The 21,407-nt window shown below is 75.9% G+C and carries 22 protein-coding genes; 17 read left to right on the forward strand and 5 right to left on the reverse strand.

All coding sequences use genetic code 11. The features are described 5' to 3' along the window. Positions 1 to 17 precede the first annotated feature (17 nt). Positions 18 to 1,247: an aromatic acid exporter family protein gene (locus ACFQ8E_RS00115; protein ID WP_430548537.1), complete on the forward strand. Its 1,230-nt coding sequence runs from the start codon at positions 18 to 20 to the stop codon at positions 1,245 to 1,247. An 18-nt stretch (positions 1,248 to 1,265) separates the two neighbouring features. Here ACFQ8E_RS00115 and ACFQ8E_RS00120 read toward each other — a convergent pair whose 3' ends face one another. Then, positions 1,266 to 3,287 (reverse strand): MDR family MFS transporter, encoded by a 2,022-nt coding sequence (locus ACFQ8E_RS00120; protein ID WP_430548538.1) that lies wholly within the window; start codon positions 3,285 to 3,287, stop codon positions 1,266 to 1,268. A 172-nt stretch (positions 3,288 to 3,459) separates the two neighbouring features. Between ACFQ8E_RS00120 and ACFQ8E_RS00125 the strand changes: the two genes are divergently transcribed. From ACFQ8E_RS00125 to ACFQ8E_RS00170, 10 genes are all read left to right on the forward strand, one after another. Further along, positions 3,460 to 3,858, forward strand: coding sequence for a PadR family transcriptional regulator (locus ACFQ8E_RS00125; RefSeq protein ID WP_430549022.1), 399 nt, complete (start codon positions 3,460 to 3,462; stop codon positions 3,856 to 3,858). After that, positions 3,855 to 4,784 (forward strand): permease prefix domain 1-containing protein, encoded by a 930-nt coding sequence (locus ACFQ8E_RS00130; RefSeq protein ID WP_430548539.1) that lies wholly within the window; start codon positions 3,855 to 3,857, stop codon positions 4,782 to 4,784. Before ACFQ8E_RS00125 ends, ACFQ8E_RS00130 begins: the two co-directional genes overlap by 4 nt. A gap of 138 nt (positions 4,785 to 4,922) precedes the next feature. After that, positions 4,923 to 5,951, forward strand: a complete 1,029-nt coding sequence (locus ACFQ8E_RS00135) for an ABC transporter ATP-binding protein (protein WP_430548540.1) — start codon at positions 4,923 to 4,925, stop codon at positions 5,949 to 5,951. Further along, positions 5,948 to 6,730 (forward strand): ABC transporter permease, encoded by a 783-nt coding sequence (locus ACFQ8E_RS00140; protein WP_430548541.1) that lies wholly within the window; start codon positions 5,948 to 5,950, stop codon positions 6,728 to 6,730. The genes ACFQ8E_RS00135 and ACFQ8E_RS00140 overlap by 4 nt, the downstream gene beginning before the upstream one ends. 148 nt (positions 6,731 to 6,878) lie before the next feature. Beyond that, entirely contained in the window at positions 6,879 to 7,175 is a 297-nt protein-coding gene (locus ACFQ8E_RS00145; protein ID WP_430548542.1) for a type II toxin-antitoxin system Phd/YefM family antitoxin, read from the forward strand. A 45-nt stretch (positions 7,176 to 7,220) separates the two neighbouring features. After that, the gene (locus ACFQ8E_RS00150; protein ID WP_430548543.1) at positions 7,221 to 7,646 is read left to right on the forward strand and encodes a type II toxin-antitoxin system VapC family toxin; all 426 of its coding nucleotides are present in this window, start codon (positions 7,221 to 7,223) and stop codon (positions 7,644 to 7,646) included. Positions 7,647 to 7,655: 9 nt separating this feature from the next. Then, positions 7,656 to 8,000 (forward strand): DUF2516 family protein, encoded by a 345-nt coding sequence (locus ACFQ8E_RS00155; protein WP_429733949.1) that lies wholly within the window; start codon positions 7,656 to 7,658, stop codon positions 7,998 to 8,000. Positions 8,001 to 8,010: 10 nt separating this feature from the next. Beyond that, on the forward strand, positions 8,011 to 9,036 hold the full coding sequence (locus ACFQ8E_RS00160; protein ID WP_430548544.1) for an asparaginase: 1,026 nt from the start codon (positions 8,011 to 8,013) through the stop codon (positions 9,034 to 9,036). Further along, positions 9,033 to 9,458 carry a D-aminoacyl-tRNA deacylase gene (gene dtd / locus ACFQ8E_RS00165; RefSeq protein WP_430548545.1) on the forward strand — a complete coding sequence of 142 codons (426 nt, stop codon included), beginning with the start codon at positions 9,033 to 9,035 and terminating at the stop codon, positions 9,456 to 9,458. The genes ACFQ8E_RS00160 and dtd overlap by 4 nt, the downstream gene beginning before the upstream one ends. Before the next feature lie 96 nt (positions 9,459 to 9,554). Further along, on the forward strand, positions 9,555 to 11,201 hold the full coding sequence (locus tag ACFQ8E_RS00170) for a LuxR C-terminal-related transcriptional regulator (protein WP_430548546.1): 1,647 nt from the start codon (positions 9,555 to 9,557) through the stop codon (positions 11,199 to 11,201). A 29-nt stretch (positions 11,202 to 11,230) separates the two neighbouring features. Here the strand turns inward: ACFQ8E_RS00170 and ACFQ8E_RS00175 are convergent, their stop codons facing one another. Beyond that, positions 11,231 to 11,977: an LPXTG cell wall anchor domain-containing protein gene (locus ACFQ8E_RS00175; protein WP_430548547.1), complete on the reverse strand. Its 747-nt coding sequence runs from the start codon at positions 11,975 to 11,977 to the stop codon at positions 11,231 to 11,233. A gap of 123 nt (positions 11,978 to 12,100) precedes the next feature. Further along, positions 12,101 to 13,996 (reverse strand): DUF4012 domain-containing protein, encoded by a 1,896-nt coding sequence (locus ACFQ8E_RS00180; RefSeq protein ID WP_430548548.1) that lies wholly within the window; start codon positions 13,994 to 13,996, stop codon positions 12,101 to 12,103. Between the two features lie 149 nt (positions 13,997 to 14,145). Between ACFQ8E_RS00180 and ACFQ8E_RS00185 the strand changes: the two genes are divergently transcribed. From ACFQ8E_RS00185 to ACFQ8E_RS00195, 3 genes are all read left to right on the forward strand, one after another. Next, positions 14,146 to 14,766 (forward strand): RNA polymerase sigma factor, encoded by a 621-nt coding sequence (locus ACFQ8E_RS00185; protein WP_430548549.1) that lies wholly within the window; start codon positions 14,146 to 14,148, stop codon positions 14,764 to 14,766. A 61-nt stretch (positions 14,767 to 14,827) separates the two neighbouring features. Continuing rightward, positions 14,828 to 16,327 carry a hypothetical protein gene (locus ACFQ8E_RS00190; protein WP_430548550.1) on the forward strand — a complete coding sequence of 500 codons (1,500 nt, stop codon included), beginning with the start codon at positions 14,828 to 14,830 and terminating at the stop codon, positions 16,325 to 16,327. Between the two features lie 131 nt (positions 16,328 to 16,458). After that, positions 16,459 to 16,902, forward strand: coding sequence for an OsmC family peroxiredoxin (locus ACFQ8E_RS00195; RefSeq protein ID WP_430548551.1), 444 nt, complete (start codon positions 16,459 to 16,461; stop codon positions 16,900 to 16,902). Positions 16,903 to 17,076: 174 nt separating this feature from the next. Here the strand turns inward: ACFQ8E_RS00195 and ACFQ8E_RS00200 are convergent, their stop codons facing one another. Beyond that, positions 17,077 to 17,709 carry an FMN-dependent NADH-azoreductase gene (locus ACFQ8E_RS00200; protein ID WP_430548552.1) on the reverse strand — a complete coding sequence of 211 codons (633 nt, stop codon included), beginning with the start codon at positions 17,707 to 17,709 and terminating at the stop codon, positions 17,077 to 17,079. 139 nt (positions 17,710 to 17,848) lie between these two features. Here ACFQ8E_RS00200 and ACFQ8E_RS00205 point away from each other — a divergent pair, with 139 nt between their 5' ends. Further along, positions 17,849 to 18,394 (forward strand): MarR family winged helix-turn-helix transcriptional regulator, encoded by a 546-nt coding sequence (locus tag ACFQ8E_RS00205; RefSeq protein WP_430548553.1) that lies wholly within the window; start codon positions 17,849 to 17,851, stop codon positions 18,392 to 18,394. Here ACFQ8E_RS00205 and ACFQ8E_RS00210 read toward each other — a convergent pair. Then, positions 18,374 to 19,435, reverse strand: coding sequence for an NAD-dependent epimerase/dehydratase family protein (locus tag ACFQ8E_RS00210; RefSeq protein ID WP_430548554.1), 1,062 nt, complete (start codon positions 19,433 to 19,435; stop codon positions 18,374 to 18,376). The genes ACFQ8E_RS00205 and ACFQ8E_RS00210 overlap by 21 nt on opposite strands. Positions 19,436 to 19,574: 139 nt before the next feature. On the opposite strand from ACFQ8E_RS00210, the gene ACFQ8E_RS00215 reads away from it, so the two are divergent. Together ACFQ8E_RS00215 and ACFQ8E_RS00220 are read left to right on the forward strand one after the other, a co-directional pair. Continuing rightward, a complete protein-coding gene (locus ACFQ8E_RS00215) occupies positions 19,575 to 20,567 on the forward strand; it encodes an ATP-binding cassette domain-containing protein (protein WP_430548555.1) in 993 nt (330 codons plus the stop codon). Next, positions 20,564 to 21,385: an ABC transporter permease gene (locus tag ACFQ8E_RS00220; protein ID WP_430548556.1), complete on the forward strand. Its 822-nt coding sequence runs from the start codon at positions 20,564 to 20,566 to the stop codon at positions 21,383 to 21,385. Before ACFQ8E_RS00215 ends, ACFQ8E_RS00220 begins: the two co-directional genes overlap by 4 nt. The last annotated feature ends 22 nt before the right edge of the window (positions 21,386 to 21,407 follow it).

The raw sequence follows: 21,407 nt of genomic DNA on the forward strand, positions 1-21,407 counted from the left end.
GCTGTGAGCGGGCGCCCGTGAGCGACGAGCCGGCGGCCCGTCCCGCGGGCGACATGTCGCGGCGCGCGGGCGCCGCCGCGCGCGCGGCCCTGCGGACCCTGCCCCGGCGCATCCGGCTGCGGCAGGGCATCTCGCGGGTGCGCGTCGCGTTCTGGCCCATCGTCCAGGCGGCGCTGGCCGCGGGCGTCGCGTACGGGATCGCGACCGTCGTGCTGGGGCACACGCAGCCGTTCTTCGCCGCCATCGCGGCGTGGGTGTGCCTCGGGTTCAGCTTCGACCGCGAGCTGCGCAAGGTGGCCGAGGTCGCGGCAGGCGTGGCGCTCGGCGTCGCGCTGGGCGACGTCATGGTCCACCTCATCGGGTCCGGCTGGTGGCAGATCGCGCTGGTGATGGGGATCTCGGCCCTCATCGCCCGGTTCGTCGACCGCGGCCCGCTGGTGACCATCCAGGCGGGCGTCCAGGCGGGCGTCGTCGTGGGCCTGCCGGCCTCCGTGGCGACCAACGGCGCGTTCGGCCGCTGGACGGATGCCCTGGTCGGGGGCGGCGTGGCGCTGCTCGTCGCGCTCCTCACGCCCGGCGACCCGCGGCGGCGCATCCGCGACCTGGCGCAGAGCGCGACCCGCGAGCTGGCCCTCACGCTGGAGTCCGTGGCGCTCGGCCTGCGCGACGGCGACCCCGACGAGCTCGCCGCGGCGCTGGTGCGCGGTCGGGCCGCCGAGAAGTCGCTCGAGGAGTGGCACGACGTCGCGACCAAGTCGGACGAGATCGCCCGGGTGAGCGTCAACCGCGTGCTCCGGGCGGAGATCACGCGCCTCACCGGCCAGGCGGTGCTGGTCGACCGGGCCATGCGCAGCGTGCGCGTGCTCGCCCGGCGCGCCCCGGCGACGCTCCGCTCGCTGGGGCAGCTGGGGGACGAGGGAAGCCACCGGGTGACGGCGGCGCCGCTGGCGGGCGGGCTCCCCCCGCCGCCGGAGGTCGACCCGACCGCCGACCCGGTCGCGGACCTGGTCGTGCGCCTCGCGCACGGCGTGCGGCTGCTCGCCGCCGCCCTCGGCTCGGGCACGGGCCTGGGCCAGGCGCGCGACGCGCTGCTCGACGTCGCGCGCGACGTCGACCCGCGCACCGTGGGCGAGGGGCACTGGCAGGTGCAGTCCCTGGTGCTGCTGCTGCGCTCGCCCGTCGTGGACCTGCTCGAGGCGGCGGGCCTGCCGCCCGAGGAGGCCCGGGACGCCCTCCCGGAGATGTGACGGTCCGCGGGCGGTCGGTCAGCGGTGCTCGACGACGTCCGTGTCGTCGGCGAGGAGCTGGTGGGTGAGCTGCTCCACGAGCTGGTCGACCTCGGGCTCGTCCCCGCCGGGCCACTCGGCGACGTACCGACGCAGCCGCTGCCGCTCGGCCTCGCGGATCGACTCGGCGACGACGTCGCCGTCGGGGGTGGCGAGGACGGCGTCGCCGTCCACCTCGACGAGTCCGCGCGCCGCCAGCGCCCGGGCGATGCGCCGCACCGTCTCGGGCGACACCTCCGTGCGCTCGGCCATGAGCTGCACGGACCGCTTCCGCTTGAGGGAGACGCGCGTGACCATCCACGCCTCCTCGGCGGTGAGGTCGTCGTCGCGCGCGATCGTCTCGTACACCTTGAGCGGGTCCAGCTTGCCGACGCGGCGCCACAGGATGAGGCGCAGCTCGTCGAGGGACGTCCGGGCGGAGCCGAGCGCGAACGACTCGCCCGCCGCCTGCCCGGCGGTGGTGGCGGCGTCGCCGCGCGTCGCGGTGCGCAGCTCGACCTCCGGCAGCAGCCACGTGAGAGCGAAGGCGAGCACGGCGATCGGCACCGCCCACAGGAAGACGACGTGCAGGGCGCCCGCGTACGCGTCCAGGAACCAGTCCTGCACCTCGGGCGGGCACTGCGCGAGGTTCTGGGTGGACGCGGCCAGCGCCCCGGGCCCGCACGGGCCCTCCGCCGTCGCCGGGACACCGGTGACGAGCGCGTCGGTGAGCCGGTTCGCGAAGATCGTGCCGAAGACCGCGACCCCGACCGACGACCCGATGGTGCGGAAGTACGTGGCGCCGGAGGTCGCGGTGCCGAGGTCCTTGTAGCTGACCGCGTTCTGCACGGCGATCACGAGCACCTGCGTGACCATGCCCAGCCCGGCGCCGAGGACGAACATGCTCAGCCCGGCCTGGAGCGTGGTGGTGTCGCGGCCCATGAGGGAGAGCAGGAAGAGCCCGCCCGCCGTGATCGCGGTGCCGACGATCGGGTAGACCTTGTACCGCCCGGTGCGGGAGATGAGCTGTCCCGACCCGATGGACGTGAGCAGCATGCCGAGCATCATCGGCGTCATCTCGAGGCCGGACTCGGTGGGCGTGGACCCCTTGACCGTCTGCAGGTACAGCGGCAGGTAGGTGATCGCGCCGAACATGGCGAAGCCGACGACGAACCCGACCACCGCGGACACGGAGAACACCTTGCTGCGGAACAGGTGCAGGGGGAGCACGGGCTCGGGGGCGCGCTGCTCGACGACGACGAACGCGACCAGCGACGCGACGGCGAGCGCGACCATCCCGTAGACCGGCCAGGACGCCCACTCCCACGTGGTGCCGCCCAGGCTGGTGACCAGCACGACGGACGTGGAGATCAGGCCCAGCAGGATGATGCCGGCGTAGTCGATGCGGGGCTTCTTGCCGGCCTCGATGTGCGGCAGCACGGACGCGACGACGAGCAGCGCGACGATCCCGATGGGGATGTTGATGTAGAAGACCCAGCGCCAGTCGAGGTTGTCCACGAAGAAGCCGCCGAGCAGCGGGCCGGCGACGGACGAGACGCCGAACACGGCGCCGAAGAAGCCCTGGTACTTGCCCCGCTCCCGCGGGGGGACGACGTCGCCGATGATCGCCTGCGACAGCACCATCAGCCCGCCGCCGCCCACGCCCTGCACGGCGCGCCACGCGATGAGCTGGCCCATCGTCTGGGACGTGCCGGAGAGGACCGACCCGACGAGGAAGATGACGATGCAGGCGATGAACAGGGCCTTGCGCCCGTAGAGGTCGCCGAGCTTGCCCCACAGCACCGTGGTGGCCGTGCTCGCGAGCATGTACGCCGTCACGACCCAGGACAGGTGCTCCGCGCCGCCGAGGTCGGAGACGATCGTGGGCAGCGCGGTCGCGACGATCGTCTGGTCGAGCGCCGCGAGCAGCATCGCGAGCATGAGCCCGCCGAAGACGGCCAGCACCCTGCGCTGCGGCAGGGCCTCCGGCTCGGCGGGTGGTGCGCTCGGTGCGGCGGCCATCGCGTGCCCTTCCTGTCGGGCGGACGACGGCGTCCGCGCGATGAGCAGGTGTCCCGCTTGGCAGGCTCGCACGGTCTTCGGCGGAGGGCGCGGCGAACCGTCTCGGCACGATGTGGTGCACGTGCAGCACCCGTTGTCGTCGAGTAGTTGATGAGATACAGTACTTGTCGTGATGCAGCGAGCTGAACCTTCGACGGCGGACGACGCGTTCTCCGCCGACCTGCTGCGTGGCCACACCGACACGATCGTGCTCGCGACGCTGCGTCGCGGGGACCGCTACGGCTTCGAGATCTACAAGACGATCCGCGACGCCACGGGCGGGGCGCACGAGATCAAGGAGGCCACGCTCTACGCGACGTACCGCCGTCTCACCAAGGACGGCCTGGTCGAGGCCTACTGGGGCGACGAGTCCCAGGGCGGGCGCCGCAAGTACTACCGGATCACGGACGCCGGCCGCGCCGTCTACCGGCGCAACGTCGCCGCCTGGGTCGCCACCCGCGACGTCATCGACTCCCTCCTGCGCACGGACCCGCGCGCGGACTCGAGCACAGACAAGGACTCCTCCCGATGACCACCGTCCACCGCCTCCTCGACGACGCGTTCGCGGGCGTCGAGCCGTCCCCCGAGGTTCAGGACCTCAAGGAGGAGATCCGGGCGAACCTCGAGGCCCGGGCCGCCGAGCTGCAGGCCGAGGGAGCGTCGCCCGACGACGCCGCCCGCCGTGCCTTCGACGAGCTCGGCGACGTCCGCGCGATCGTCGCCGACGCGCAGGCGGACGTCGCGGCCCAGACCGGGGGCACGCCTCGCACCCTGCTCCAGGAGGCGTTCGCCGTCGCCCGGCAGCAGCGCGTGCGCCCGAAGCCCCGGTTCGTGCTGGGCGTCGTGCTCGCGTCGCTGGTGCTCGTGGCCCTCGTCGCCCTCTGCGTGCTGGCGGCCCTCGACGTCCTCGCCCTGCCGGGCCTCGCCGTCGCAGCCCTCCTGCTCACGGCGTCCAGCGCCGCCGGCTTCGTGGTCGGGTCGTCCCTCTCGCAGGAGACGACGACGAACCACCCGGTGCCGTCGCGACGCGCCGGCGGCTACTACCTGGCCACGGGCCTCGCCGTCTTCGGCCTGCTCCTCGCCGGATTCACCCTGCTCGGCGAGTTCGAGGCGTGGGCGTACGTCGTCGCGGCGGGGTTCCTCGTCGTGGGTGGCGTCCTGTTCACGATGCTCGGCGTCACGCAGACCAACCGGAAGAAGGCGTGGGTGCGGGACGTCGCGCGGGCGCACGCCGGCGGACACCACTACGACCGCTTCGAGCACGACCCGGCCGCCGCGGCGCGGTTCGGCGTCTACACCGTGGCCATCTGGCTGATGGCGTTCGTCGTGTTCGTCGTCCTCGGCCTCACCGTCGGCTGGGCCTGGTCCTGGCTGACCTTCGTCGTCGCCCTCGCGGTGATGATGCTCGTCCTCGCCCGGATGCTCTTCAGGTCGACGGGCGAGCAGCACGAGCAGTGACAAGAACGGTCCCGGGCGACTGCCATCGCCCGGGACCGGTGGCTCGGGTCCGGTGCACGACCGCACCACGAGACGCACTCCCACCCTAGGGCGTGCGCCGGACCCTCCGACCGCTGGTCCACCCAGCAAGGAGGAGACATGTCCGCACGACCGATCTCGCCCGACGTCGCCATCGACGTCGCCGGCCTGACCAAGACCTACCGCTCCGGTCGCGGCGTACGCCCTGTGCGCGCGCTCGACGGCCTCGACCTGTCCGCCGCGCCGGGCAGCGTGCTCGGCCTGCTCGGCCCCAACGGCGCCGGCAAGTCCACCACCGTGAAGATCCTCGCGACGCTGTCGCGGCCCGACGCGGGCACCGCCCGCGTCGCGGGCCACGACGTGGTGCGCGACCCGGCCGCCGTCCGGCGCGCCATCGGCTACGTGGCGCAGCGCCCCGTGACCGACCCGATGGGCACCGGGCGCGAGAACCTCGTGCTCGCCGGGCGGCTGCAGGGGCTCGGCGCCCGCGACTCCCGGGCGCGGGCGGACGAGCTGCTCGAGCGCTTCGGCGTCGCGCACGCCGCCGACCGCCTGGTGAAGACCTGGTCCGGCGGGATGGCGCGCAAGCTCGACGTCGCCGTCGGCCTGGTGCACCGGCCGCAGGTGCTGTTCCTCGACGAGCCCACCACCGGCCTCGACCCCGAGGCGCGCGCCGCGATGTGGGCCGAGATCGAGCGCATGGCGGCCGGCGACGGCATGACGATCCTGCTCACCACGCACTACCTCGACGAGGCCGACCGTCTCGCCGACCAGGTGGTCATCGTGGACGCGGGCCGGGTCGTCACCGCGGGCACCCCCGACGCGCTGAAGGACGAGCTGCGCGGCGACGGCGTCACCGTCGAGCTCGACGACGAGGCCGCCGCGGCGGCGGCCGCACCGGTGGCCGCGCGCGTGCCCGGCGTCGTCGACGTCGCCGCGGACGGGCGCGCGCTGCGGGCGCGCGCCGACGCGGGGGCCACCGCGCTCCCGGCGCTGCTCGCGGCGCTCGACGCCGCGGGCCTGGGCGTGCGGGCGGCCGCGCTGTCCCGGCCCACGCTCGACGACGTCTATCTGCGGCACACCGGCCGCAGTCTGGAGGCGGCCCACCGCTCGACGGCGGGCGCCGGGGTCGAGGAGGTGGCGGCATGAGCGCCCTGACGCAGGCCGCGCTCCTCACCGGCCGGCAGGCCCGGCAGGGCGTGCGCATCCCCGTGTTCATGGTGATGAACCTGCTGCAGCCGATGATCTGGCTGCTGCTGTTCGGGCAGCTGTTCCGGTCCGTCATCGAGATCCCCGGCTTCGCGGGCGGCGCGGACGTGACCTACCTCGAGTACCTCACGCCCGGCGTCGTCATGATGACGGCGATGGGTGGCGCGGCCTGGGCGGGCACGACGTTCGTGCAGGACATGGACCGCGGCGTGATGGATCGCTTCCTCGCCTCCCCGACCAGCCGCGGCGCGCTGCTGGCCGCCTCGATGGCCTGGTACGCGCTGCTCGGCTGCGCGCAGGCGCTGGTGGTCGTGGGCGTCGCGTGGCTCGGCGGGGCGCGGTTCCCCGGCGGCGGGGCAGGCATCCTGGTCATGCTGGTCGCCGCGGCGCTGCTGAGCTGCCTGTTCGCCGCGCTGTCGGGCGCCGTCGCGCTGCTCACGCGGCAGCAGGAGGCGCTCATCGGCGTCTCGCAGCTGCTCACGATCCCGCTGATGTTCCTCTCGTCGGCGGTGATGGACCCGGCCCTCGCGCCGGACTGGATCGCCACGGCCGCGCGGTACAACCCGTTCGACTGGGCGGTCGTCGTGGCCCGCGACGCCCTCCAGGGCTTCGCCGACCCCGGCACCGTGTGGCTGCACCTGGGGCTGCTCGCCGCCGCCGTCGCCCTGCTGGGCGCGCTCGCGTCGTCGGCGTTCCGCGCCTACCGCCGCGCCATCTGACGCCGAGGTGGCCCCGGAAGCGCCGAGGTAGCCCGAACCCTGCCGAGGTAGTTCGTGACACTGTGTCACGAACTACCTCGGCGCTTCTCGGACCACCTCGGCAGAGCTGCTGTTCGGCACCGGGCTGCGGACGGTACGGTCGTCGGTCATGGAGGTCTCCGTCAGCGCGCTGCGCGCCGAGCTCAAGTCGTGGATCGAGAAGGCGCGGGCGGGCGAGGAGGTCGTCATCACCGAGCGGGGGGTGCCGGTCGCCCGCCTGTCGGGGGTGCAGACGGCGGACCTCGTCGCCGGGCTGGTGCGCGACGGCCTGCTCATGCCCGCCGCCACCGAGCGGCCGGTGCACGCGGTGCCCGACGACGACGCGGCGGCCGCCCGGTCCGCCCCGCGCCCCGCCGCGCGGCCGGCGTCGCGCATGTCCGACCTGGTGCGGCGCATCCGCCGCTGACGACGGTCTCGGCAGCCCGACCCGCGGAACGAAGAACGGAGCACGATGGCCCTCGTCTACTTCGACGCGAGCGCGCTGGTGAAGCTGTGCGTGCGCGAGCCCGGCTCGGCGCTCGCGAGCGCGTTGTGGAACCGCGCCGACGTCGTCGTCTCGTCGCGGATCGCCGACGCCGAGGTGCGGGCGGCGCTCGCGGCCGGGGAGCGGGCCGGGGTGCTCGACCCGCTCGCGCGCCGTCGCGGCACCGCGATCTGGGACGAGCTGAGCGCCGGGCTGCACACCCTCGAGGTGACGCCCGAGGTCTCCGAGCGCGCCGCCGAGCTGGTCGCGTCGTGCCCCGTGCCGCTGCGCGGCGCCGACGCCCTGCACGTGGCCAGCGCGCTCGCCGTCGCGCACGAGGACAGCGTCGTCGCCGCGTGGGACGAGCACGTCGCGGGCGCCGCGCGCTCCCGCAGGCTCCGCGTGCTCCCGTAGGCTCGGCGGGTGATCTCCGCCGCCTTCGGATCCTTCCAGTACATCCTGCTCGTCGTGCTCGCGGTCGTGGTGTTCGTCGTGCAGCTCGTCGCGTTCCTCGACGCCGCCCGCCGGCCCGCGAACGCCTACGTGTCCGAGGGGAAGCTGAAGAAGAACATCTGGCTGATCATCCTCGGCATCGCGGCCCTCATCGGGCTCTTCGGGCTGCCGCCGATGCTCATGACCGCCGGGTCGTTCTTCAACGTCATCGCCGTGACGCCCGCGATCATCTACTGGGTGGACGTGCGCCCGCGGATCCAGCCGTACGGCACCGGCGGGGGGCGTCGCCCGCAGGGCCCGACGGGCGGCTGGTGACGTGGGCGAGGTGACGACGACGGGCTCGCCCGCGCCCGTCGCGCCCGTGGTGCGCGGCGCGGCCCCGCTGGCCGAGGTGGTGCGCGGCGACCTCGTGGAGTCGGTGCACCTGGGGCACCTCGTGGTGCTCGGGCCCGACGGCGGGGTCCGGCTCGCCCTGGGCGACCCGACGACGACGATCTGGCCGCGCTCGTCGGTGAAGCCGCTCCAGGCCGTGGCCATGCTGCGCTCCGGCCTCGACCTGCCCGGCCGGCTCCTGGCGCTCGGGGCCGCCAGCCACAGCGGCGCCCCCGAGCACCTGGCCGGGGTCCGCGAGATCCTCGCCGGCGCGGGGCTGGACGAGTCCGCCCTGCGCAACACGCCCGACCTGCCGCTCGGCCGCGCCGAGGCGCTCGCCTGGCAGGAGTCCGGCCGCGGGCCGGAACGGGTCGCGCAGAACTGCTCGGGCAAGCACGCCGCGATGCTCGCGACCTGCGTCGCGGCCGGCTGGGACACCGCGTCCTACCTCGACCTCGACCACCCGCTCCAGCGCGCGGTGCGCGACGCCGTCGTCGAGCTGACGGGCGACGCGGACCCGCACGTCACCGTGGACGGCTGCGGCGCGCCGCTGTTCTCCACCACCGTGCTCGGCCTGGCGCGGTCGTTCGGGCGGCTGGCGTCCGCCGGCGCCGCCGGCACCACCGACGAGGGCGGCCGCGTCGCGCGCGCGATGGCCGGCCACCCGGAGATGGTGGCGGGCCGCGGCCGCGAGGACACGCTCGTCATGACCGCGGTGCCCGGGTCGATCGCCAAGATCGGCGCCGACGGCGTGTGCGCGGCGGGCCTGCCCGACGGGTCGGCGGTGGCGTTCAAGATCCTCGACGGCGGCGACCGGCCCCGCCCGGCGATCCTCGCCGCGGCGATGCGCGCGGCGGGGGCGGCCGGCGTCGCGGGCGCGGACGCCGCCGCGCTGGACGCCGTCGGCGTCACGCCGGTGCTGGGTGGCGGGGCGCCGGTCGGCGCGGTGCGCCCGGCCTTCGCGGCGGACGTCGCATGAGGGCCGTGCTGCAGCGCGTGTCGAGCGCGTCCGTCACGGTCGACGGCGAGGTGGTGGGGGCGATCGACCGGCCCGGCCTGCTCGCGCTCGTCGGCGTGACGCACGCCGACGGCCCCGCCGAGGTGGCGACCGTCGCCCGCAAGATCGCGGAGCTGCGCATCCTGCGCGACGAGCGCTCGGTGACCGACGCGGGCGCCCCGGTGCTGGTGGTCAGCCAGTTCACGCTGTACGGGGACGCGCGCAAGGGTCGCCGGCCCACCTGGAACGCGGCCGCGCCCGGCCCGGTGGCGGAGCCGCTGGTGGACGAGGTCGTGGCAGACCTGCGGGCGCGGGGGCTCGAGGTGGCCACCGGGAGGTTCGGGGCGGACATGTCCGTCGAGCTCGTGAACGACGGCCCCGTGACGATATTGGTGGAGACCTGACAAATCGCTGACCTGCGTCTTCGCGCAATTTTCGGGCTGATGCGGCAGAGTGGTGCCGCCGAGCACCGAGGCCCGGCACGAGACGGGAGGCCGACGATGACCTCGATCCGCGACAGCGCCGCGCCCTGGCAGTCCCCGCCGGGGGTCCGTGCGCGACCGGTCGCGCCGCAGGTCGTGCGACGGGTCTCGGAGCTCGTGGGCGCCGACCCCGAGGCCCTCGCCCAGACGCTCGGGCTGCTCACCCCCCACCAGCTCGCCGGCGTCGCCGCGCTGCCCGACCCGCTCCCCGTGACGGCCGCGGTGCGGGCGGCGGCCCTGGACGGGACCGCCGGCGCGCTCGACCCCGAGGACCGGCGCGTGCTCCTGGCCGCCGGGGTGCTCGTCCTGGACCGCGTCGACGTCCTGCTCGGCGCGACCGGCGCTTCCGTCGAGCGACTGCTCGCGCCGCCGCTGGCCGGGCACCTCCAGCTCGCCGACGGCCGGTTCCGGGTCGCGGACCCGCGGCTGCGCGCCGTCGTGCACGAGGACGCCGACCTCACCGAGCGCACGGCCGTGCACGCCGCGCTGGCGACCGAGCTGGAGCGCGCGGGGGAGCCCGGGGCGGCGCGGTGGCACGCCGCGCTCGCCACGCTCGCCGGCGACCCGGCCCTGGCCGACGGCCTGGTTCGCCTCGCCCGGCAGCGGCTGGGTCAGGGGTGCGCGGTCGCGGCGCACGCGGTCGCGCGGGAGGCGGCCAGCCACGGCACCGGCGACGTGCGGGCGAGGGCGTTCCTCGTCGCGGGGCGCGCCGCGCTGCTCGGGGGGCACCTGCACGACGCCGCCGGATGGCTCGAGCGGGTGGCGAGCACCGGCGTCGCGACGGTCCAGGACGATGCCGAGCGAGCCCGTGACGCGGTGCTCGCGCTGGTCGACGCCCGGCACCTGGACCGGCCCGGGACCGGGTCGGGGGCACCGTCCCCCGGCCCAGGTGCGGCCGGGCCGCTGCCGCCCGACGACGAGGACCCGCCGGGCGTCCGGCTCGCGCGCCTCGTCGTGCCGGTCGCGCGCGCCACGGTGTCCCCGGCGGACCGCGCCGCCCTGGCCGCCGTGGTCGAGGCGCTGGGCCGCCTCGACCGCTACCCCCGGGAGGCCGACGAGGTGCTGGCCCGGGCCGTCGTCACCGCCGCGCCGTACCGGGAGACCGTCGCCTGGGTAGGGGCGGACGGGCTCTCACCGCTGGCGGAGGCGCACCTGCGGGTGGTGCAGGCGCTCGTCCTCCTGCGCGGCGGCGACGCCGAGCAGGCCGCCCGGGTGCTCGACGACGCCGCGGCGCGCCTGCCGGTGTCGCACGTCGTCGGCGGGCTCGCGGCCGAGGTGGCGCGCCGCACCGTCGGCTCGGACACCCTCGCCGCCGGGCTGCGTGCCGTCGGCCCGGACCCGGTCCCCGCGGCCGTCGCCGTCTGTCGCGACCTCGGGTACCCGCGCCCGGCCACCGTGCCGTCGCTCGTGGTGAGCGCGGTGCGCACCTGCCGGGGCGGCCGGGACGGGCTCGCGGACGTGTGGGCGCGCTGGGCGGACGTGCTCACGGCGCGGGAGCTCGACGTCGCGCGCCTCGTCGCGGACGGCCTGGCGAACAAGCAGGTGGCCGACCGGCTGTGCGTGTCCGTGCGCACCGTCGAGGTGCACCTGGGGCGCGTCTTCCGGAAGGTCGGCGTGAGCTCGCGCGCCGAGCTCACGGTCGTCGCGCTGCGGCCCGCGTCGTGACGCCGGCCTGACCCGGCCTCACAGCCGTGTCAGTGGTCGGTGCGACGCCGGCGCGCGAGGCCGACGGCGAGGCCGCCCGCGGCCACGAGCGCCGCGGCCGCGGCGACCAGCCCGGCGACGCCCGCGCCCGTCTGCGGCAGGAAGCCCGACGCGGGCGGTGCGGCCGCGGGGGGAGCCCCGTCCGCGGGCACGGCGGCGGGGACGGTCGTGCCGGGCGTCGGGTCACCGGGTTCGCCCGGCTCGTCGGGCGGCACGGTGCCGGGCGGGTTGGTCGCGCAGCTCGGGGACGACGGCGGGTAGGCGGCGGTCATGGTGAGCTCGGGGTTCACCTCGAGCTTCACGTCCACGGACGGGCGCACCCAGTCGAACTCGTCGCCCTCCACCCAGACGCCGTTCTCGAGGCGCCAGCCGGGCCAGTCGAGCGGCGCGCCCGACGAGTCCACCACGGCGCCCGGCCACAGGACCCTGCCGCTCATCGGGAGGTCGGCCTGCACGACGTCGTCGCCGCCCGGGTTGAGCCACGTGATGGTCACGGTGGTGTTCTCGGTGCCCGTGGCGGTGACGGCGTAGCGGAGGTACGGCACGTCGCCGTCGCACTCCGGCTGGAAGATCTGCGCGGTGAGCGTCGGCTCCTCGGGCGGCGGGTAGTCGGTGCTGCTCGGGCTGCTGCTCGGGCTGGGCACCGTGGCGGCGAGGGCCGGTGCGGCGGCGACCGCGATCGCGCCGCTCAGGGCCAGGCCGGCGGCGGCGCGTACGGCGGTGCGTGCGTGGGCCATCTCGACTCCTCCGGGGGCGATGCTCTCCGTGCTCCTGGGTGCTGCCTGGGGCCCTCACGCTAGCCGCGCACCTCGACCGGCGACCCCGTCTCACCCGGGTGAAACCGCAGGCAGGACGCGTCTTCACCCGCAGGTCGGCACCTCGACGTCGAGCAGCCCGCCCGCCGTCGTCGTCGGGGTCGACCAGACCTCCAGGCGGCCGGGCGGCGTGCCGCCCTCCCCGCCCGCCGGTGCGCCCGGCACGGCGAACCGCAGCGTGGCGCTCTCGCCCGGGGCGAGAACCACGGTGACGGACTGGGTGGGGCGTCCGTGCGTGGTGCGGGCCTCGCCGCCGACCGCGGCCCCGTCCCGTTCGACGCGCGGCGCCTCCCCGTCGCGGGGCCCCGCCACGGTCACGCCGAGGCTCAGGGTGCCCGGCGGGTGCGTGCCGCCCGGAACGCCGGCCACGTACCACGGCAGCACCGCGGCGGCGTCGTCGGGGGCCGTCGAGGCCAGCGTCAGCTCGAGCGTGTCCACCCGGCCGGCGTCGGTGCACTCCGAGCCGACGACGTGCAGCGACGAGTCCAGGTACGCCGACATCTTTCCGGCCACGTGGTCGGTGAGGAACACGCCGACGGCGTCGGCGGCGCGCGGGGCGGCGGCGTACGACCCGGCGACCAGCGTGCCCTCCAGCCGCGCCTCCTCGGCGGGGTCGGCCGACCACACCCGCACCCGGTGCTCCCCGGCCGCGCGCTGCAGGCCGGCGAGCAGCGTCGCCGGTGAGACGTCGTCGGACATGGACCGCGCGAGCACCGCGGCGGCCGCCTCCGCGAAGAACTGGTCGGCCGCCTCGGGGTCGAGGACGTCGTAGACGCGCCGCAGCAGCACGTCGACGGCGTTCTCGGCCGTCAGCTCCACGGTGTCGCGGCCGAGCGCGGTGGCGACGGAACCCGACACCGGCACCCGCACGGGGCCCGTCTCGGCGAGCAGCTGGGAGAGCGCGACCGGGTCGGTGGCCAGGACGCCGTCGACCTGCTCGCCCTGGGCCCGCGCCCACATCTCGGCGGCCAGTGCGGCGGACGTCGGGAAGTCGGGGGTGGCCGTGACGTCCTGCACGAACATGCCGAGCCGGGCCGTGTACGCCTCGTCGTCGTCGGCGGACAGGGGGAGCACGGGGGAGCGGAACGGACCGACGGCAGAGGCCGCGACCTGGCGCACCACCTCGACGCGCCCGTCGTCCACCCGCAGCAGGACGAGCGCGCCCGGGATGCCGCCACCCTGCCGCAGCTCGCCGGTGCTCATGCCCAGCAGGAGGTACGTGCGCGGTCCGTCCGCGCCGAGCATCGCCGGACCGAGCGCGGCCGCGCGGTCTCCGGTCGCGACGGCGCCGGCCAGCTCGTCGACCCGGTCGCGCAGCGTCGCCACGGGGTCGGCGAGCTGCGGCAGCAGGGCGTCGGGGTCGACGGCGTCGAGGCGCGCCCGCGACGCGTCGACCGACGCCCGCGCCGTCGCCATCCCGGGCGCCGCCGCCTGCAGCGGCGCGAGGTCGAGCCCGCCGTCCGGGGTGCGGTCGGTGGCGGCCACGGCGTCGGCCAGGTCGGCCAAGGGGGGCAGCACCTCGTCGGTCACGTCGTCGAGCACGACGGCGACGTCGACGGCTGCCCCCGCCGACGGGCCGACCACGGGCAGCCGGGCGGCGAGCCACCACAGCGGGCCGTCGGTCGCCTCGCGCGCGATCGTGGTCTGCGCCCGCAGCTCCGCCAGGGCGGGGGAGGAGGCGAGCGTCGCGGGGGTGTCGCCGTCCGCCTCCGACCGGGCCCCGGCGCGCAGCTCCTCCGCCACCGCGGGCACCTGCACCGCGGCGCGGGTGAGGGCACCGCGCGCGGCGAGCGCGTCGCGGACCAGGAGCACCGCGCACACGGCGACGACCAGCAGGGCCGCGACCGTGCCGAGCAGCACCCAGCGCACGGCGCGCCGTCGGCGGGGTGTCGGCGCCGTGGGCTCCGTGCTGGCGGGCGCCGCGCCCGTGTCGACGGTCATCCCCGCACCGTAGGTCCGCGCGGCGCGGTCGGAGGGATGAATCTGCGGGTGATGTCGGCGCGCGCGGGTGCAAGACCAGGGGGTACGGCGACACAGTCGCGTCGAGGGGTGGCGCGCGCCCTCGCGCGCCCAGGACCGCAGGAGGCCCGGTGGAGCCGGACGAGACGGCGCGTGTCGACGACGGCGACGACCGCGACGACCGCCGCGACCGCGACGACGGCGACGACACGGCGTGGTTCGACGCCCTCTTCGCCGCGCACGCGGGCGCGGTGCACCGCTACCTCGTGCGGCGCCTGCCCGCGGGCGGCGCGGACGCGGAGGACCTGGCCGCGGACGTGCTGGCCACCGCCTGGCGTCGTCGGGCGGACGTGCCGCGCGGCGCGGAGCTCCCGTGGCTCTACCGCACCGCCGGCTTCGTGCTGGCCAACCATCGGCGCAAGGCCCGGCCGACGCCCGTCGCCGTCGTGCCCGAGGTGCCCGACGACGTCGACCCGGCGGCGCTCGCCGTCGACGACGACCGCGTGCGTGCGGTCCTCGCCCGCCTCTCGCCGCGCGACCGGCAGGTGCTCCTCCTCGTCGCGTGGGACGGCGTCGGGGGCGACGGGCTGGCGCAGGTGCTCGGCGTCTCGCGCGGGGGAGCCGACGCCGCGCTGTCCCGCGCCCGGGCGCGGCTGCGCGCCGCGTGGGACGCCGAGACCCAGGACGGCGAGACCCAGGACGGCGACGGTGCGGCCGAGGGCGACGCCGCGGCGCAAGCCGGCGCGCGATGACGACACAGACGGGGTGCGAGACGCCCGCCGGACCGGTGGGCCGTGGGGCCGGGAGGACAGCATGAGCCGGGACGAGGGCCGGGACGAGACGCGCGGTGACGTACCCCAGGGGGAGTCCGCGACTCCGGACGTGCCGCGCGACGACCGTGACGACCGTGACGACCGTGACGACGTGGCTTTCGCGCGCCTGCGGGCGGCGGACCCGGCCGCAGGGGTCGAGCCGGCGGGTGCGGGGCTGCGGGCGAAGGTCGACACCCGGCTGGCCGCGGACGGTGACGCGACCGTGGCCGAGGGGGCGGGGGGCGCCGACGACGGGGAGCGCGACGGCGACGAGCTCGCCGCCCGCCGTGGGTGGCGCCGCACGCCGTGGCTGGCCGCCGCGGGCGTCGTGGTGCTCGTGGCGGTGGGCGTGGGCGGGTACGCCCTCGGCGGCGCTGCCGCGCCCGGCGCCTCCGAGGCCGCCGACGCCCCGGTCGTGCTGAACGGCGGCGGCCGGGGAGCCGGGTCGGCCGGCGACGACGCCGCGGCCGGCGGAGCGGCGATGGGTGCCGCGGAGGACTCGGCGGGGGACGGCGCGTCCGGCGCGGCGTCGTCGGCCGCGGCAGGCGATGCCACCCTGCCGAGCTGGTACTCGTCCGGTCGCGCGCTGTTCCACGGCGACGGCCTGTCCACCGCGGGCGGCACGGCGTCGGCCTACGCCCTCGACGCGACGGACGTCGCCACCCGAGAGGGGGCCGCCCGGCTCGCGGAGGCGCTCGGTGTCGAGGGGAAGCCACGGTGGGAGTACGGCTGGTCCGTGGGCCCCCAGGACGGCAGCGGACCGCACGTCTGGCTGTCCGCCGACGGTAGCGCGACGTTCGGCTACAACGACCCCGGCGCCGACCCGTGGCGGTGCGAGGACGCCGTCGCGCGCAGCGACGGAGGAGACGACGGGGAGGACACCGAGCCCGCGTGCGACGAGCCGGCGACGTCGTCCGTCGGGGACCGGGAGGCGCGCGACGCACTCACCGACGCCATGCGGAGCCTCGGCGTCGACCCCGACGCGTTCGAGATCGAGGTGGGCGAGAAGACCGACGGCGACCCCGGCCGGTGGGTCACCGCCTCCCAGGTGGTGGACGGCACGCGCACCGGGGCGCAGTGGAGCGCGACCGTCGGGGAGGAGGGCATCGCCTGGCTCGACGGCTTCCTCGCCACGACGGCCGACCTCGGCGAGTACCCCGTGATCAGCCCGGCCGAGGCGGTGGAGCGGCTCGGCGACCCGCGGTTCTCCGGCTCCACCTGGCCGGTCGCGTTCGCCGACGAGGAGGCCATGTGGGCCGAGACCGAGGAGGACGGGACCGAGCCGTCCGCGCCCCCGGCTCCCCCCGCGGCCGGCGACCCGGTCGACTGGCCGGTGTCCGACGTCGAGATCACGGACGCCAGGCTCGGCCTGGCGCAGCAGACGCAGGACGACGGGTCCGTCGTCCTCGTCCCCGCGTACGAGCTGTCCGACGCCGACGGCAACGCGTGGTCCGTCGTCGCCGTCGCCGACGACGCGATGGACTTCTCGGCGCCCCGTTGAGCGCTGTCGAGCGCCGCGCCCGGCGGCGCCGCCCCGGACGTGACCGCCACCACGCGGGCGGTCCCTGACGCGGAGCGCGGGTGCGGGTTACGGTCGTCGTGACCTGTCCCGGAGCACGAAGGAGAACTCCTATGTCCACCCGCACCGCACGCACCGCCTGGAACGGCGACATCCAGCAGGGCTCCGGCCGGGTCGAGCTCGCCAGCTCGGGCGTCGGGACGTTCGACGTCTCGTTCCCCCGCCGGACGGCGGACGCCGCGGAGGGTGTCACCAGCCCGGAGGAGCTCATCGCGGCCGCGCACTCGTCGTGCTACGCGATGGCGTTCTCGCTCGAGGTGGCGAACGCCGGCGGCACGCCGGGCAAGACCGACGTGACCGCCGACGTCACCCTGACCCCGGCCGCGGGCGGCGGCCTCGAGATCTCGAAGATCGCGCTGACCGTCGTCGGCTCCGCCGCCGGGATCGACGCCGACGCGTACCGCGCCGCCGCCGAGGCCGCGAAGGCCGGCTGCCCGGTCTCCAAGGCGCTGGCGGGCGTCGGCGAGATCACGCTGGACGTGACCTTCGAGGGCTGACCGCGAGGTAGTCCGCACGACGGCGAGGTAGTCCGCACGACGGCGAGGTAGTCCGTGCGCGGACTACCTCGCCGTCTGTCGTACTACCTCGCGGTGCTTCGAACCACCTCGCGGAGTCTCGTACTACCTCGCGTGGAGGGGAACTCCCTCGCGGGGATCGGGACTACCTCGGCGTCAGCGGGCGGCGAGCGCCCGACCGGCCGCGACGGCGTCCTCCTCGGCCTGCTTGGCCATCACGGCGGCGAGGTCGGTGAACTGGTCGAGGGCGGGGTTGACGCCCACCAGCGTGAACTCGCGCTCGACGACGGTGAGGTCGGCCTGCCAGAGGTCGGCGAGGATGCGCCGCAGGTAGTCGGTGTTGTGGTCCCAGCCGGCGCGGGGGCTGCCCTCGCCGTAGGAGCCGCCACGGGTGGTGACGAGCACGGTGGGCTTGCCCTCGAGCACGGGCACGCCCGCGCCCGCGCCGGTCGTGACGAGGTCGATCCAGGTCTTCGCGTGCTGCGAGACGCCGTAGTTGTACAGCGGCAGGGCGAGGACGAGGGCGTCGGCGGCGCGGACCTCGTCGGCCAGGGCCGCGGCGAGGTCGAGGGCGGCACGCTGCTGTGGGGTGCGCTCGGCCTCCGCGACGAACCCGCCCGACGTGGCCTGAGCCCAGGCGTCCGCGGGCAGCGGGTCCTGGCCCAGGTGCCGGGAGACGACGGCGGTGCCGGGGCGGGCGGCCGTGACCTCGGCGACCACGGCGTCGGCGAGGGCCGAGCTCGCGGACAGGTCGCCCTGGATGCTGGCGTCGAGGCGAAGAAGCGTCATGAGGTGGTTCCTCCGGTGCGGGGGTCGCCGGCGGGCGGGCGACGGGCGGGAGAGGGCGTCCGGGAGGACGTCGTCTTGAACGTTCAACACGAACGTACCCGCGACGGAGTTGATCGTTCAAGTCGGCCTAGGATGGGGTATGCCGTCCGCACCGACCGACGCCCCGGTGTGGCTCGACGAGGACCAGCAGCGGAGCTGGTCGTCGGTAGCCGCGCTCCTCATGACCCTGCCCGCCACGCTCGACGCGCAGCTGCGCGCCGACGCGGGGCTCAACCTCTTCGAGTACCACGTGCTCTCCGCCCTCGGGGAGGCTCCTGACCGCACCCTCGGCATGTCCGACCTCGCGGCACTGTCCCGCGGCTCGCTGTCGCGCCTGTCGCACGCCGTGGGTCGCCTCGAGCGTTCCGGCCTGGTCGAGCGCACCGCGTGCTCGGACGGGCGGCGGCGGATGGAGGCGCGGCTCACGGAGGCGGGCTGGCGCAAGCTCGAGGCGGCCGCCCCGGGGCACGTCCGGGAGGTGCGCCGCCTCGTGGTGGACGCCCTCGGCGAGGACCAGCTCGCGGCGCTCGGCGCGGCCGCCGACGTCGTCGTGCGCACGATCGACCCGGCGCTGGCGTGCGCCGAGCGCGCCCGCGGCACCGGCTGCGGGCCGCTGCCCGCGGAGTCAGCCGAGCAGGGGCGGTGAGCCGGCGCCCGTGCCGGCGATGACGCCCTCGACGGTCTCGCGCAGCACGTCGCGCGGGTCGTGGGTGGGTTCCCAGCGCAGCAGCTCGCGGGCGCGCGTCGCGTCCAGGACGACGTCGGCACGGGCCATGTCGAACCAGCCCACGTCGATGGGGGCGAGGCGCAGCCGGGAGGCGACCGACAGTCCGGTCCGCGCGACGTCGGGCGAGACCTCGACGCTGCGGCCCGCCGAGAGCGTGTCGGCGAGGTCGGCCGACGTGAGCCAGCCCTCGGGGGCGAGGTTGAACGCCCCGGGGTGGCGGCCGACGACGACGGCGCGGTACGCGTCGGCGGCGTCGTCGACGTGCATCACCTGCAGGCGCAGGCCTGCGAGCGCGGGCACCGCGGGCAGCAGCGCTCCCTCGGGGGCGCGCTTGGCGGCGAGCCGCAGCGCGCGGGTGCCGAGCGGCCCCAAGAAGTAGCGCCCGAGCTCGGCGCCCGCCTCGCGCTGCAGCATGAGCGCGGGCCGCACCCGCGTCACGACCAGCCGCGGGTGCCGCACGGCGACGTCGTCGAGCATCCGCTCGACGGCGGCCTTCTGCACGGAGTAGGACGACGTGCGTACGCCGCGCCGCGGCCAGTCCTCGCGCACGAGGCCGCCGTCGTCAGGGCCGGGGGAGTAGACGCCGGAGGTCGAGCCGAACACGAGGTGCGGGACGCCGCCGCGCACGACGGCGTCGGCGACGGCCCGCGAGCCGTCGAGGTTGAGGCGCCGGGCCTGCCCGGAGTCGCGGGCGGACGGCGGCGCCCAGGCGAGGTGGACGACGGCGTCGGCGCCGAGGAAGGCCTGGTCGAGGCCGCGCACGACGGCGTCGGCGGTGTCGGTGAGGTCGACGCGGACCCACTCGGCGGTGGAGTGCGGGTAGGCGACCGTGCTGCTGCCGTCGGCACGGGGCACCCGCCGGGCGACGCCGACGACCGAGGTCACGGCGGGTTCGCGGGCCAGGGCGCCCAGCACGGCGGTCCCGACGTTCCCGCTTGCTCCCACGACGACGACGCGCACGGTCCGACCGTAGCCGCGGCGGCGTCGCGGCGCGCGTGCAGCGCTCGCGTGTACCGGCCACACGGGGTGTATAGCCAACACGATGTGTATGCCGTACGCTCGTGTACGTCATACACAGACCGACCGGAGGGGAACGGCCATGAACGACCCGATGATCGCGGTGCGGGGGCTGCGCAAGTCCTACGGACGCACCGCCGTCCTGCGCGGCGTCGACCTCACCGTCCGACGCGGCGAGATCTTCGCGCTGCTCGGACCGAACGGCGCGGGCAAGACGACCACCGTCAACATCCTCACCACGCTGGTGCAGCCGGACGGAGGCACGGCGACCATCGCGGGCGCCGACGTCGTGAAGCAGCCCGCCGCGGTGCGGCGCAGCATCGCGCTGACCGGCCAGTACGCGAGCGTCGACGAGTTCCAGACGGGCGAGGAGAACCTCGTCATGATGGCCGACCTCGCGCACCTGCCGAAGCGCGTCGTGCGGCGTCGCGCCCACGAGCTCCTGGAGCGCTTCGACCTGACCGCAGCGGCCCGTCGCCGGGTCGGCACCTACTCGGGCGGCATGCGCCGTCGGCTCGACCTGGCGATCAGCCTCGTCGCCGACCCGGCGGTGCTCGTGCTCGACGAGCCCACCACCGGCCTCGACCCGGCGTCGCGCTCCCAGCTGTGGGAGGTCGTGCGCGGGCTCGCGGACGACGGCACCACCATCCTCCTCACCACCCAGTACCTCGAGGAGGCCGACCGGCTGGCCGACACGATCGCCGTCCTCGCCGAGGGCACCATCGCCGCGCGCGGCACGGCCGAGGAGCTCAAGGCCCTCGTCGCGGGGGACCACGTGCGCGTGACGTTCGACGACGCCGCGAGCCTCGCCACCGCGCGCGAGCTCGGCGTCGCCGGCCTCGACGCCGCGGAGGAGGACCTCAGGGCGCTCGCGCTCACGTTCCCGAGCGCCGAGCCCGTCCGGGCCATCCGCGACGTCCTCGACCGGGCCGAGTCCCGAGGCCTCGCCGTCGCGGGCGTGAGCGTGGTCAAGCCCACCCTCGACGACGTCTTCCTGGCGCTCACCGGCAGCGCCGCCACCGACCGCACGACCCGCACCACCGACCAGACCGCCCCCGAGGAGGCCCTGCGATGACCACCACCCTGGCCCCGCCCGCGCGCACCGCGCACGGCGCGGTCCGTCCGGCGTCCGTGCACGCGCCCCTGCGCGACGTCGCCACCATGACCCGGCGCGAGGCGCGCCGCTCCCTGCGCTCGGTCGACGGGCTCATCACCGCGTTCGCGCTGCCCGTGCTCATCATGTCGGCGTTCGTGATCGTCTTCGGCGGCGCCATCTCCGGCGGCACCGGGGGCGAGTACATCGACTACGTCGTGCCCGGCGTGCTCGTCATGTGCCTGGGCATGAACTCGGCCACGGCCGCCACGGGCGTCGCCCAGGACATGACCACGGGCACGATCGACCGCTTCAAGACGCTGCCCATCTTTTCCTCGTCGGCCCTGTGGGGGCACGTCATCGCGAGCGTCGTGCGCAACCTCGCCTCCGTGGTCGTGGTGCTGCTGGTGTCGCTCGCGTACGGGTTCCGGCCCGACGCCGACCTCGGCCAGTGGCTCGGTTTCGTGGGGTTCACGGTGCTCGCCGTCGTCACGTTCACCTGGCTCTGCGTCGTGTTCGGGCTGGTCCTGAGCGTCGAGGCGTCCATGTCCGTGAGCATGATCTTCCTCTTCGTGCCGTACCTCAGCTCGGGCTTCGTGCCGGTCGACACCATGCCGGACTGGCTGCACGGCTTCGCCGAGCACCAGCCGTTCACCCCGATCATCGAGTCGGTGCGCGGCCTCCTCGCCGGGGCGCCCGACGCCGGCACGATCGTCACGGCGTGCGTGTGGCTGGTGGGCTTCCTGGTCGCGAGCGTCGTCGTCGGCGGCGTCCTGTACCGCCGTCGGACCGCCCGCTGACCAGCGGTCGTCGTCGGTCGAG

The sequence above is a fragment of the Isoptericola sp. NPDC056573 genome (assembly GCF_042793335.1).
GTDB lineage: Bacteria > Actinomycetota > Actinomycetes > Actinomycetales > Cellulomonadaceae > Isoptericola.

Bases quoted from the DNA above. Each gene is read 5' to 3' on its own strand.
- ACFQ8E_RS00140 (WP_430548541.1), top strand. From the start codon at position 5,948: ATGAGCGCCCTGACGCAGGCCGCGCTCCTCACCGGCCGGCAGGCCCGG.
- ACFQ8E_RS00145 (WP_430548542.1), top strand. From the start codon at position 6,879: ATGGAGGTCTCCGTCAGCGCGCTGCGCGCCGAGCTCAAGTCGTGGATC.
- ACFQ8E_RS00200 (WP_430548552.1), bottom strand. From the start codon at position 17,709: ATGACGCTTCTTCGCCTCGACGCCAGCATCCAGGGCGACCTGTCCGCG.
- ACFQ8E_RS00150 (WP_430548543.1), top strand. From the start codon at position 7,221: ATGGCCCTCGTCTACTTCGACGCGAGCGCGCTGGTGAAGCTGTGCGTG.
- ACFQ8E_RS00190 (WP_430548550.1), top strand. From the start codon at position 14,828: ATGAGCCGGGACGAGGGCCGGGACGAGACGCGCGGTGACGTACCCCAG.
- ACFQ8E_RS00195 (WP_430548551.1), top strand. From the start codon at position 16,459: ATGTCCACCCGCACCGCACGCACCGCCTGGAACGGCGACATCCAGCAG.
- dtd (WP_430548545.1), top strand. From the start codon at position 9,033: ATGAGGGCCGTGCTGCAGCGCGTGTCGAGCGCGTCCGTCACGGTCGAC.
- ACFQ8E_RS00120 (WP_430548538.1), bottom strand. From the start codon at position 3,287: ATGGCCGCCGCACCGAGCGCACCACCCGCCGAGCCGGAGGCCCTGCCG.
- ACFQ8E_RS00135 (WP_430548540.1), top strand. From the start codon at position 4,923: ATGTCCGCACGACCGATCTCGCCCGACGTCGCCATCGACGTCGCCGGC.
- ACFQ8E_RS00205 (WP_430548553.1), top strand. From the start codon at position 17,849: ATGCCGTCCGCACCGACCGACGCCCCGGTGTGGCTCGACGAGGACCAG.
- ACFQ8E_RS00180 (WP_430548548.1), bottom strand. From the start codon at position 13,996: ATGACCGTCGACACGGGCGCGGCGCCCGCCAGCACGGAGCCCACGGCG.
- ACFQ8E_RS00170 (WP_430548546.1), top strand. From the start codon at position 9,555: ATGACCTCGATCCGCGACAGCGCCGCGCCCTGGCAGTCCCCGCCGGGG.
- ACFQ8E_RS00220 (WP_430548556.1), top strand. From the start codon at position 20,564: ATGACCACCACCCTGGCCCCGCCCGCGCGCACCGCGCACGGCGCGGTC.
- ACFQ8E_RS00125 (WP_430549022.1), top strand. From the start codon at position 3,460: ATGCAGCGAGCTGAACCTTCGACGGCGGACGACGCGTTCTCCGCCGAC.
- ACFQ8E_RS00130 (WP_430548539.1), top strand. From the start codon at position 3,855: ATGACCACCGTCCACCGCCTCCTCGACGACGCGTTCGCGGGCGTCGAG.
- ACFQ8E_RS00215 (WP_430548555.1), top strand. From the start codon at position 19,575: ATGAACGACCCGATGATCGCGGTGCGGGGGCTGCGCAAGTCCTACGGA.
- ACFQ8E_RS00175 (WP_430548547.1), bottom strand. From the start codon at position 11,977: ATGGCCCACGCACGCACCGCCGTACGCGCCGCCGCCGGCCTGGCCCTG.